Raw genomic sequence first — 11,501 nt, forward strand, 5'->3', positions numbered from 1 at the left:
CATGCTCAAATTAGCGCAGTGAACGGAATTGTTCTGGAGAAGCGGAGCGGTCGCCTACAAGCTTTCCGTAGGAAAGCTACTTCGAAAGCATATGCTTGCCACCGAATTTTATCGCTAAAGCGATATATTCAAAAAAATTAATTTGGGGGCAACAGCGATCGGAAGAACAATCCGTTCGCGGAGCGTCCACCGCAAGATTTAGTTATCAAGAACAAAAAAGAAGCGCCCCCAACCATAATGGTCAGGAGCACTCCTATTTATGAACTTAATTATTTATTTTTTACGTGGAGCGATCATGTGAATTGGATTACCAAGACCAAGCTCAGCAGTTTCCATCACAATTTCACCAAGAGTTGGATGTGCATGAATAGTCAAAGCGATATCTTCAAGTGTAGCACCCATTTCAATTGCCAAACCAAGCTCAGCAATCAAGTTAGAAGCTTCAAGACCTGCGATATGGCATCCAAGTACAAGATCTGTACCTTCTTCTGAAATCAATTTCACGAATCCGTCTGGGCTATTTAGAGAAAGCGCACGTCCGTTACCGGCAAATGGGAATTTAGCTACAACCACTTTGTAACCTTTTTCCTTCGCTTCTTTCTCTGTATAACCTACACTTGCACATTCAGGATCTGTAAATGCTACAGCAGGGATACACTTGTAATCAACAACAGATGAGTGTCCTGCAATAGCTTCTGCAGCTACTTTACCTTCATATGAAGCTTTATGAGCAAGTGCTGGACCAGCGACGATGTCACCAATCGCGAAGATGTGTGGGAAGTTTGTACGACCTTGATGGTCAACTTTCACCAAACCACGATCTGTCATTTCAATACCAACAAGATCAAGACCAAGTTCACCATCTGTATTAGGACGACGTCCAACAGTAACTAGAAGATATTCAGCAGTTACTTCTTTGGATTCTCCACCTACAGAATATTTCACTGTAACGTCTTTATCTGTTTGCGTAGCACTTTCTGCTTTTGCATTTGTAATGATTTCAATACCTGTTTTTTCCATACTCTTCACAACAAGTTTAGTCATATCTGGATCGAAACCGTTAAGAACGGATTCTAATCCTTCCACGATAGTAATCTTCGTACCGAATTTAGAGAACATTTGGCCTAGTTCAGCACCAATGTATCCACCACCGATTACGATCATACTCTTAGGAATCTCTGGAAGACTCAATGCTTCTGTTGAAGACATGATACGTCCGCCGAAAGGAAATGGCTTAAGTTCGATTGGACGAGATCCTGTTGCAATAATACAGTTCTTGAAACGGTAACGTGGGGATTCGTGATCATTAAAGACACGAGCTTCGTTTTCATTGATGAACATACACTCACCATTGAATACTTCCACTTTGTTACCTTTAAGTAATCCAGCTACACCGCCAGTCAATTTCTTGACAACGCTGTTTTTGAATTCTTGTGTTTTACCGAAATCAACTTTCACGTTCTCAGCAGTAACACCAAATGCAGCGCCATGTTGAGCAGACTCATATTGATGAGCTGCTGCAATCAAAGCTTTGGAAGGAATACATCCACGGTTAAGACATACACCGCCGACTTCTTCCTTATCCACGATTAATACTTTTTGACCTAGTTGTGCTGCACGAATTGCAGCGACATATCCACCAGGACCTGCACCAATGACCAATGTATCGATATCTAATGAAGCGTCTCCTACTACCATATAATTAAACCTCCATAACTAGCGACTCAGGATTAGCGAGAAGCTGTTTAATGTAGTTCATGAAATGTTGTGCAGTAGCGCCATCGATAATACGGTGGTCAAAGCTCAAGGACAATGCCATAACTTTTGCTGCCACAATTTCACCATTCTTCACGACTGGTTTATCCGAGATACGACCTACACCCAAGATAGCAACTTCAGGGAAGTTAATGATTGGAGTGAAGAACATACCGCCAGCAGAACCAATGTTGGAGATAGAAATCGAGCTACCCTTCATTTCGTTCGCACTCAATTTACCATCACGTCCACGAACTGCAAGGTCAGTAATGGATTCAGCAATCATCCAGATGCTCTTACGATCAGCTTCTTTGATTACTGGAACGATCAAACCGTTAGGAGTATCTGTTGCAATACCGATATTGTAGTATTTCTTGTATACAATTTCATTGTTTTCTTCATCAATCATCGCGTTAAGAGCTGGGAATTGGCGACTAGCCGCAACCAATGCTTTGACGATAAATGGAAGGTAAGTAACTTTGATTCCTTTTTTCTCAGCCATTGGCTTAATACGAGTACGGAATTCAACCAATGCAGTTACGTCAACTTCGTCCATGATTGTAACATGTGGAGCTGTGTAAGCCGATTTAACCATTGCGTTAGAAATTGCTTTACGAATACCTTTGAACGGTACGCGTTCTTCTTCAAGGTTTGCATTAGCTGCAACAGTAGCTGTTGAAGCAGCTTTTGTTGTAGTAGCTGGCGCTGCTTTTTCAGTTGCACTAGCTGCTGGTGCTGAAGTTGCTTGACCACCATTCTTGAATGATTCAACATCTTCTTTCATCACTTTACCATTCTTACCTGATCCAGTAACGTTAGCGATATCAACACCTTGCTCACGAGCGAATTTACGCACACTTGGTGTAGCTAGAACGTCTTTGTTAGGAGCAGCTGGTGTTGATGAATTCGTTTTTGTGTTTGCACTACCTTTTGCTGCATCTGCTTCTTGTGCAGCCTGCGCTCCAGCGCCTTCTTGCTGAGGAACTTCACCTTCAGCAGCAATGATAGCTACAACTTCACCAACGCGACATACCTGACCGTCTTTAGTAAGTACTTCAAGTACTGTACCGTTAACTGGACAAGGAACCTCAACTACGGCTTTATCATTCTGAACTTCCATTACGATATCATCATCAGTGACTTTGTCACCCACTTTGATATGCATTTTGATGATTTCACCTTCATGTAAGCCTTCGCCTAGTTCTGGGAAACGATATTCAAAATTAGAAGTAGCATTAGCATTAGCTGCTGGTGCAGATTGAGTCGCAGCTGGTGCAGATTCTGCTGCTGCAGGTGCTTCTTGCTCAGGCACTTCACCTTCTGCATCAATGATAGCTACAACTTCACCGATATGACATACTTGTCCGTCTTTGGTAAGCACCTCTAGTACTGTACCGTTAACTGGGCAAGGAACTTCAATAACTGCCTTGTCATTTTGTACTTCCATTACGATGTCATCATCAGTGACTTTGTCACCAACTTTGATATGCATTTTGATGATTTCACCTTCGTGTAATCCTTCACCTAACTCTGGGAATCGATATTCAAATTTAGCCAATATTCTTACCTCCTACGATTTGTGACTGAGAAAACTACTTAAAATTCCAAAACTTTGTTAACTGCTGTAATGATACGAGCCGGAGTTGGAAGCCAAGTGTCTTCGATCTGTGCAAATGGGTAAATTGTGTCAGGACCTGCTACACGTAGAACTGGAGCTTCCAAGTGAAGAATAGCCTTCTCATTAATTTGTGCGATAACTTCAGCTGCGATACCTGCACTTTTTTGTGCTTCTTGAACGACAATGGCACGATTTGTTTTCTTAATTGAAGTTACAATTGTATCTATGTCAAGTGGGTTTAGTGTACGTAGGTCAATGATTTCAGCTTTAATACCGCTCTTCTCCAACTCATCAGCTGCTTTAGTAGCAGTATGCACAGTCATTCCGTAAGAAATGATTGTCACGTCGGATCCTTCACGAACGATGTTTGCTTTACCAAGTTCAACGGTATATTCACCTTCTGGTACTTCAGCACGGAATGCATGATATAGATTCAAATGCTCCATGAAGAATACAGGATCATTATCGCGAATAGCAGCGATTAGAAGTCCTTTTGCATCATAAGGGTTAGATGGAACTACTACTTTGATACCTGGAGTTTGAGTAATCAAACCTTCCAAAGAATCTGTGTGTAGTTCAGCCGCTTTAACACCACCACCAAATGGTGTACGGAAAACGATTGGTGAATTGTAACGTCCACCTGAACGGTAACGCATACGAGCAGCTTGAATCAACATTTGATCCATAGCTTCAAAAATAAATCCAACGAATTGAATTTCAGCAATTGGACGGAATCCTTGAATACCAAGTCCAACAGCCATACCACCGATAGCTGATTCAGCCAACGGAGTATCGAACACGCGCTCTTCACCAAAAGCCTTCTGCAAACCTTCTGTCACACGGAAAACTCCACCAACATTCCCTACATCTTCCCCGAAGATCAATACGTTAGGATCACGTTCAAGTTCAACACGCATCGCATCACGAATTGCTTCTTTCATATTCATTTGTGCCATTACTTCATATCCTCCTTAAACATTCACAGTCAAATAGGTTAGTAAAAAAAACTTACATTTAGAAAATTTCTATTCGAAATAGAAATTTTCTATTCGAAATCAGCCTTCTGCTCTTCAAGATGCTGAGGAGTGTGTTCGAACATGCTATCGATTAAGCCAGAAACAGTCATTTTTTCCGTTTGTTCTGCCTTTTTAATTTGTTCATTAACTTTTGCTTTAGCTTCTTCTCTTACGCGAGCAGTATCTTCTTCAGTCCAAAGACCCTTTTTCTCTAGATACTTAGCAACACGTGCGATCGGATCTTTTTCGCTCCACTGTGCTTCTTCTTCTTTTGTACGATATTTACTAGCATCATCGGACAAGGAATGTGGGCGGAAACGATATGTAACAGCTTCGATCAATGTAGCTCCTTCGCCATTACGACCACGTTCTGCTGCTTCACGAACAGCACTAATTACTGCAAAAATATCCATACCATCAACTTTAATGCCTCTGATACCTGCAGCTACTGCTTTGTGTGCAATAGAAAGAGCTGCTGTTTGCTTAGCAAAAGGAGTTGTGATTGCATAGCCGTTGTTCTGAACAAAGAAAATAACAGGAAGTTTATATACGCCTGCATAGTTCAGACCTTCATAGAAGTCACCTTCAGATGAACCACCGTCACCTGTATAAGTGATTGCTACATGTTTTTGTTTTTTCAATTTAAAGCCCATTGCAATACCCATTGCGTGTAGAATTTGCGCACCAATAATAATCTGTGGCATCAATACGTTAACACCTTCTGGAATTTGACCTCCATGTTGGTGACCACGTGAATAAAGGAATGCTTGGTAAAGTGGAAGTCCGTGCCATACTAGCTGCGGAATGTCACGATATCCAGGACATACAAAATCTTCTTTATCAAGTGCGAATTCACTACCTACCATTGTCGCTTCTTGACCAGATACAGGAGCATAAAAACCAAGACGGCCTTGACGTCCTAAATTAACAGCACGGTCATCCCAAGTACGGGTAAATACCATACGGTACATAATTTCTTTCAATTCATCATCAGTAAGTTTCGGCATCATACTTTTATTAATGATTTCACCATCTGGGGAAAGAACGGATAGTGCCTCTACTTCCTCTGTATACACTTCATAAGGAACCTTGCTCATTATCTTCACCTCAACAAAATAATTTGATTATCATGTGCACCTGTTATAATATTATTATACACCTGTAACATACAATTCGTCAAAGGAAAATAGCATCTAATTTCAATTCTTTTGATTTTTGTATGTATAACAGTCGATAATAATTGGTATAACAGATAATACATTGAAACAACAAGCCATGAAATTAATCACACCGTTCACATCATATCTTAACGTTTTACCGTTTGCAAAAAACCATTTCAAGAAAAGGTGACATTCATGACAGATGCTCGATTTTTAAAACGAACCATACTAAAAGAAGAAATTCACAGTAAATACCTTGATGAGAAGCGTAACCTCCGCATTTATTTACCTCCAGGATATAATGAAATACTTACTTATCCTGTGGTGTATTGCCAAGATGGAGAAGAGTTCTTCAACTTTGGCAGAATTGCGACAATTGCAAACCGCCTCATTCTAGATGAAGGTGCTGAACCTTTTATTATAGTAGGAGTTGAAGTCGATACAACCGTACGTACGGAAGAGTACGCACCTTTTGGCAGCAGATTCAAGGCATATGTGAGTTGCTTTGCTGAAGAGATTATTCCCTTCATCCAGCATAAATATCCCGTTCGCACCGATCCAGCCGAAACTTTAATTGCAGGTGACTCCTTAGGAGGAAGCGTTTCTCTTCATATTGCTATTCAATATCCCCATCTGTTCACCCGTGTACTTAGCCTGTCCGGCGCTTACTATGAAGCTTCCCAAGAACTTATTGCAGCTGAACAAGACTTGTCTTGGTTAGACATCTTCATGATTGTTGGACTTCAAGAGAATGATTACCAAACCGACACAGGTACTTATAATTTTGTTCAACTCAATAGAGACACGAAGAATTTGTTACAAGAACGCGGCGCACAAGTCCACTATGAAGAAAAAGATGGTCATCACCTTTGGGGTTTCTGGCAAAAAGAACTCCCCGATGCCCTTATGTATTTCTTTGAAGAATAGCCATTAATAATATAGGTGAACCTACTCGTTATTTATGAGGATAGGATTCACCTTTATTTATCCATTATCATGAATGCGCTTACACTGTTTTTCACAAGCATAAACGGCATCGCCGTCCTTTAGCGGCGATGAAACGTTTAGCGGTGAAATAAAATCCTATTTATAAGCAGAAATGAAATACTTATAAAGTCTTATATTTTTAAAAAGAGCACGACTCTCATGCTCACTATAAATATTAGAATTAGATATTCTTTTCTTGTACGATTCTCTCCAGCAATACTTCACAGCCAGCATCCATCAAATCATATACCTCTTCAAAGTTTCCTGTGAAGTATGGATCGGGCACTTCACGCAATATCGCATCAGGTAATAAATCCATAAATGGAATAATGGACGCCTCTTCTCCACCCACAAGTTTTCGAAGGTTTGTTAAATTAGATTGATCCATACATATCAGATAGTCAAATGCTGTAAAATCTTGGCTTGTTACCTGTCGAGCAGTCATACCTTCATAGCTAATTGTATGAGTATCTAGCAATTTTCTAGTTCCTTCATGTGGCGGATGACCGATATGCCAATCCCCTGTTCCTGCAGAATCAACACTAATCACTTTCTCTAAACCCTTATTTTTAATTTTGTCCCGTAATACGGCCTCAGCCATGGGAGATCTACAAATGTTACCGAGACAAACAAACAATACTTTAACCATCGTACTTCATCCTTTCCGCGCTCACTCGTTACATTTTTAGTAAATTACTACTTAAGTCTTGTTGTAGGAGAATTTACAGAACGTCTTCTTGGTAATTTCCACTTATAAAAGACAGATAACAATCTGAATAATACGATAGCAACGAATACGGATAATAATTCCCACGTATCATGAAGCCAATTCAGACCCATAATTACCCCAATAATTAACGCCCACACAGCATAAATCTCATCTCGGAGGACAAGTGGTTTACGACCCGCAAGAATATCTCGGATAATACCACCCCCAGTTCCAGTTAATACTGCAGCCACAATTACAGCACTTAGGGGTTGCTTCATATCCATTGCATAGAATGCGCCTTGAATCGCAAAGGCTGACAAACCAATAGCATCATATATAACATCTGATCTCTTCCAATGCTTGACCCACTTTTGAGGTAGGACAAAAGCAAACAAGACAGAAATAAGGGCAAGACTCATTAATAGCCCTTGGCTCCACAACGCGGTTACAGGGAAACCAATCAACACATTACGTACGATTCCTCCACCAAAAGCGGTGACAAGACCTAATACGATCACACCTAAGATATCGTACTCTTCTTCCATTGCTACAAATGCTCCTGACATTGCAAAAGCAATTGTGCCGATAATACTGAACACATCAAAAATATCCATATCCACTTTTCAATGCAACCTCTTTCCTAACATGATGCTGACACTATTGTAAACAAGACTTGATGAATTGTGCAACCCTGAATTCTCATTTATAATTGTCACTAGATACAGTAATATTAATTGAACCAAAATAATTCCCGTCTTAAATCCTATTGATTCAATCTATAATCAACATTTATGGGACCTTAAAGTTCATTTTATCTATTTCAATTGATCACGGAGGAATAATACATATGACATATAAACGCGTAATCATTTTTTCAGGTGGAAGTCTCTATCCAGAGTTTTTACAAGAGATTCAAAAAGATGACTTCATTATAGGAGCCGATAAAGGAGCTCTATTCTTAATAGAGAATAATATACATCCTCACATGTCTGTAGGAGACTTCGATTCAATCACCGCAGGTGAGAAAGAAATCGTGTCTGCATCTAGTGGTCAGATCATGGCATGTGATGCTATTGATAAGAATCTCACAGATAGTGAACTAGCTTTTGAGATTGCTCTTGAGCAACGCCCTACTCACATTTTACTTGTGGGTGGAACAGGTACTCGGCTCGACCATACGTTAGCCAACATCCAGATGCTAAATAGAGCATTACAACATCATACTTCTTTCGCTATACTCGACAAAAATAATTATATTACAATGACCGGGTCTACTATTGAAGTCAGAGATATGGGCTACACCTATGTGTCACTCTTGCCGATGACAGCAGAAGTTACTGGCATTACTATTGAAGGATTTCAATATCCTCTCGTCAATGCAACATTGAAATTAGGACAATCTCTAGGCGTTAGTAATCGCTTAGCTGAGGAGATCGGTTCTGTTTCTATTGAAAGTGGATTATTACTAGTTATTCAAAGTAAAGATTAATTTACTACAGTTTTGTAATAATTAACTGGTCACAAACTAAGCCAAGAAACCCTGATGATACAGGTTTCTTGGCTTTTTATTTTTGAAATAAATGTAATATTTAATATTTTGTAACTTTTAATTGAATTTTAATAAAGCTTGTCTAACTACTGGTATATCTGTATTTTCTGAGTCATGCCCATAATTTAGGTTGTTACAGAACTGTTATACTTGGTTTCGAGCCCAGACAGATATCAAAAATAAAATGAAATATTCGGAGGTATGACAACATGACTAAACACACATTGACCCATAGATTAGCTATAATTGGGATATGCTCATCTTTAGCCCTAACTGCTGCCATTACTATATCAAATCCTGTTGCAGAAGCCGCTACGGCTACAGCTACAGCAACCACGACATCAAAGGCAAATAAAATCATCAACTACGGAAAAACCTTTTTAGGAACTCCTTATAAATTTGGTGCTGCAACGACTACAACTAAGAACTTTGACTGTTCTTCTCTAATGAAAAGAATTTATGCCAAATACGGCGTTAGCTTGCCTCGTACGTCTGTTGATCAATCCAAAAAGGGTGTAGCGGTGTCTAAAGCTAACCTTAAAAAAGGTGATCTATTATTCTTCTCTACTGGAAGTAGAGCAAACGGTAAGAATGTAACTCACGTTGGTATGTACATTGGAAATGGTAAAATGCTTCATACTTATGGCGCGCCAGGTGTTATGATCACAGATATTAATAAAGCACACTGGAAGAAGACTTATTTGAAGGCGCGACGCGTCCTTTAATACATCAGAACTTTAGATATCATATATAAATTCATACAACATTCAGATGAACTGACAGTTAAATAACTGTCAGTTTTTTTAATATGTGGGTCCTTTTAATATATAACCCACTCCACGTGAGGTTTGAATCATTTTGTCATGATGACCTTTATCTAACTTAACTCTTAAATGTCGTACATATACATCAACAACATTCGTTCCTAATGAATAATCATACTTCCATACTTGTTTTAAAATCTCCTCTCTACTGCATACTTCGTTGACGTGCCGGGCAAGAAATACTAACAAATCATATTCTTTTGGTGTCAGGTAAATCTCCTCAGAATTACGTGTAACTCTACGACTTTTCAGATCAATCGTTAATTCACCAATTGCAAGGGGTAGACTCATCACTAAACCATTCATAGATGTAAGTTGAAACAGATTCTGAATCCGAACTAACAATATGTCAATTTGAACCGGTTTAACGATATAATCATTTCCTCCTGCGTTGAAACCTTCCACTATATCTTCTGTATTTAATCGATGGGACAGAATTATACTTACAAAATGCCTTTTTCTCTCCTGCAGCCTTCTAATCAAAGTATAATCCATCACTTCATCCATGGATTGATCGATAATTAGCATATCTATATCGTGGATATCTGCATATTCCTTAGCTTCCGTATTGTTAACAACTTTTATCACTTCGTACGTCGCTTCTATTAACGCTTCAATAATGGGATCCGCAGATCCACTATCGTACTCCACATATAAAATGATCTCATTCACAGCTTCCACCAATTTCTCTATAATCTAATCGTGACCTTTATCTATACCATAGCTTGCTCCAAGACAAAAAATCCATTCCTCTTAAGAGGAATGGATAGCAAGAAAATAAATTAATGATCCGAGGATGCAAATTATCCAAAGTATCGGTGATACAGTGTTCTAGCTTCCGCGATGTCCTTGGTACCATGGATCAATGCTCTCCCATCAGGAAAAACAACTAATCGATGTTGTCCTATACGATAGGATACCAGGAAGGGGTTGCTCTCTACTGTACCTTCTTGAAGTTTCGAAAGCCGAGAGGCTACCTGTTCAAGATTTATATGTTGGTGTTGGCTCGGACGAATTTGTACAGTGTCACGTCCACAAAGAACATCCACCTTCTCTAAGTTGGATGCTGATAAGTATGGATATGTGGCATGACTTCCACAAGAAAGACAATCCTCTTTCTTAGCAGAATCCACTCCAATGGATACATACTCATTTCGCCACAAATCAAAGGAAAGTAACTTACGACGTAATGCTTCTGGATGACCGCTAAGAAGTTTCAACGCTTCTGTTGTCTGATTAGCAGTTACCATCTGTACGGCTTGAGGAATAATGCCAGATGTATCACACGTGTCTCCACCTAGGGGCACGGCACCTAACAGACAATTGAGACAAGGTGTTTCTCCCGGGATAATGGTATAAGTAATGCCATAACTCCCCACACATCCACCGTAAACCCATGGAATATTATGCTTCTGAGAAATATCATTAATCAACAATCGTGTATCGAAGTTATCTGTGCCATCCATGATCAGATCTACTCCGGTGATCAAGGCTTCCAGTTCTTCCACCCGTACGTCCATCACATGAACATCAATTGTCACGAAAGAATTGATATCCTCTAATCGTCGCTTAGCAGCTACAGCTTTAGGAAGACGTTGTGAAGCATCTTGCTCACTAAACAACTGCTGTCGTTGTAGGTTGCTCCACTCCACATAATCCCGGTCAGCTAACGTAATATGCCCTACCCCTGCTCGTACTAATGTCTCAGCAATAGAAGTCCCTAAGGCACCGCAACCTACGATCAGAACATGGCTTTGTCCAAGTTTCTTCTGACCTTCCGTACCTAAAGGTGTGAATCGTTCTTGTCGTGAATAGCGTTGCAAGGCATCTGATGGTATTTCCTGTAGGATCTCATCATTGGACATGTTATTCACCCTTTCAGT

The 11,501-nt window shown here is 39.8% G+C and carries 11 protein-coding genes; 3 read left to right on the forward strand and 8 right to left on the reverse strand.

The window, feature by feature from the left end; all coding sequences use genetic code 11:
- Positions 1–273: 273 nt before the first annotated feature.
- From lpdA to pdhA, 4 genes are all read right to left on the reverse strand, one after another.
- Positions 274–1,698 carry a dihydrolipoyl dehydrogenase gene (gene lpdA / locus AC1D7X_RS13120; protein WP_495457231.1) on the reverse strand — a complete coding sequence of 475 codons (1,425 nt, stop codon included), beginning with the start codon at positions 1,696–1,698 and terminating at the stop codon, positions 274–276.
- A gap of 4 nt (positions 1,699–1,702) precedes the next feature.
- Positions 1,703–3,313, reverse strand: a complete 1,611-nt coding sequence (locus AC1D7X_RS13125; protein WP_495457232.1) for a 2-oxo acid dehydrogenase subunit E2 — start codon at positions 3,311–3,313, stop codon at positions 1,703–1,705.
- Positions 3,314–3,351: 38 nt separating this feature from the next.
- Entirely contained in the window at positions 3,352–4,329 is a 978-nt protein-coding gene (locus tag AC1D7X_RS13130) for an alpha-ketoacid dehydrogenase subunit beta (RefSeq protein WP_495457233.1), read from the reverse strand.
- A gap of 89 nt (positions 4,330–4,418) precedes the next feature.
- Complete coding sequence (gene pdhA / locus AC1D7X_RS13135; RefSeq protein WP_495457234.1) at positions 4,419–5,486, reverse strand: pyruvate dehydrogenase (acetyl-transferring) E1 component subunit alpha; 1,068 nt, start codon at positions 5,484–5,486, stop codon at positions 4,419–4,421.
- A gap of 258 nt (positions 5,487–5,744) precedes the next feature.
- Here pdhA and AC1D7X_RS13140 point away from each other — a divergent pair, with 258 nt between their 5' ends.
- Entirely contained in the window at positions 5,745–6,476 is a 732-nt protein-coding gene (locus AC1D7X_RS13140; protein WP_495457235.1) for an alpha/beta hydrolase, read from the forward strand.
- Positions 6,477–6,717: 241 nt separating this feature from the next.
- On the opposite strand, the gene AC1D7X_RS13145 is transcribed toward AC1D7X_RS13140, so the two are convergent.
- Both AC1D7X_RS13145 and AC1D7X_RS13150 read right to left on the reverse strand, forming a co-directional pair.
- Positions 6,718–7,185: a low molecular weight protein-tyrosine-phosphatase gene (locus tag AC1D7X_RS13145; RefSeq protein WP_495457236.1), complete on the reverse strand. Its 468-nt coding sequence runs from the start codon at positions 7,183–7,185 to the stop codon at positions 6,718–6,720.
- A 47-nt stretch (positions 7,186–7,232) separates the two neighbouring features.
- The gene (locus AC1D7X_RS13150; RefSeq protein WP_495457237.1) at positions 7,233–7,859 is read right to left on the reverse strand and encodes a trimeric intracellular cation channel family protein; all 627 of its coding nucleotides are present in this window, start codon (positions 7,857–7,859) and stop codon (positions 7,233–7,235) included.
- Positions 7,860–8,092: 233 nt separating this feature from the next.
- Between AC1D7X_RS13150 and AC1D7X_RS13155 the strand changes: the two genes are divergently transcribed.
- The gene (locus tag AC1D7X_RS13155) at positions 8,093–8,734 is read left to right on the forward strand and encodes a thiamine diphosphokinase (RefSeq protein WP_495457238.1); all 642 of its coding nucleotides are present in this window, start codon (positions 8,093–8,095) and stop codon (positions 8,732–8,734) included.
- Positions 8,735–9,003: 269 nt separating this feature from the next.
- Positions 9,004–9,519 carry a C40 family peptidase gene (locus AC1D7X_RS13160; protein ID WP_495457239.1) on the forward strand — a complete coding sequence of 172 codons (516 nt, stop codon included), beginning with the start codon at positions 9,004–9,006 and terminating at the stop codon, positions 9,517–9,519.
- Positions 9,520–9,597: 78 nt separating this feature from the next.
- On the opposite strand, the gene AC1D7X_RS13165 is transcribed toward AC1D7X_RS13160, so the two are convergent.
- Positions 9,598–10,290 (reverse strand): response regulator transcription factor, encoded by a 693-nt coding sequence (locus AC1D7X_RS13165; RefSeq protein ID WP_495475390.1) that lies wholly within the window; start codon positions 10,288–10,290, stop codon positions 9,598–9,600.
- 131 nt (positions 10,291–10,421) lie between these two features.
- Entirely contained in the window at positions 10,422–11,483 is a 1,062-nt protein-coding gene (locus AC1D7X_RS13170; RefSeq protein WP_495457241.1) for a thiazole biosynthesis adenylyltransferase ThiF, read from the reverse strand.
- Positions 11,484–11,501 lie beyond the last annotated feature (18 nt).

The organism is Paenibacillus sp. Y568, from assembly GCF_059445545.1.

What these genes read in the sequence shown, in the direction of transcription:
- pdhA (WP_495457234.1), bottom strand. Translation starts at nt 5,486, where the DNA reads ATGAGCAAGGTTCCTTATGAAGTGTATACAGAGGAAGTAGAGGCACTA.
- AC1D7X_RS13155 (WP_495457238.1), top strand. Translation starts at nt 8,093, where the DNA reads ATGACATATAAACGCGTAATCATTTTTTCAGGTGGAAGTCTCTATCCA.
- AC1D7X_RS13130 (WP_495457233.1), bottom strand. Translation starts at nt 4,329, where the DNA reads ATGGCACAAATGAATATGAAAGAAGCAATTCGTGATGCGATGCGTGTT.
- lpdA (WP_495457231.1), bottom strand. Translation starts at nt 1,698, where the DNA reads ATGGTAGTAGGAGACGCTTCATTAGATATCGATACATTGGTCATTGGT.
- AC1D7X_RS13150 (WP_495457237.1), bottom strand. Translation starts at nt 7,859, where the DNA reads ATGGATATTTTTGATGTGTTCAGTATTATCGGCACAATTGCTTTTGCA.
- AC1D7X_RS13140 (WP_495457235.1), top strand. Translation starts at nt 5,745, where the DNA reads ATGACAGATGCTCGATTTTTAAAACGAACCATACTAAAAGAAGAAATT.
- AC1D7X_RS13145 (WP_495457236.1), bottom strand. Translation starts at nt 7,185, where the DNA reads ATGGTTAAAGTATTGTTTGTTTGTCTCGGTAACATTTGTAGATCTCCC.
- AC1D7X_RS13160 (WP_495457239.1), top strand. Translation starts at nt 9,004, where the DNA reads ATGACTAAACACACATTGACCCATAGATTAGCTATAATTGGGATATGC.
- AC1D7X_RS13170 (WP_495457241.1), bottom strand. Translation starts at nt 11,483, where the DNA reads ATGTCCAATGATGAGATCCTACAGGAAATACCATCAGATGCCTTGCAA.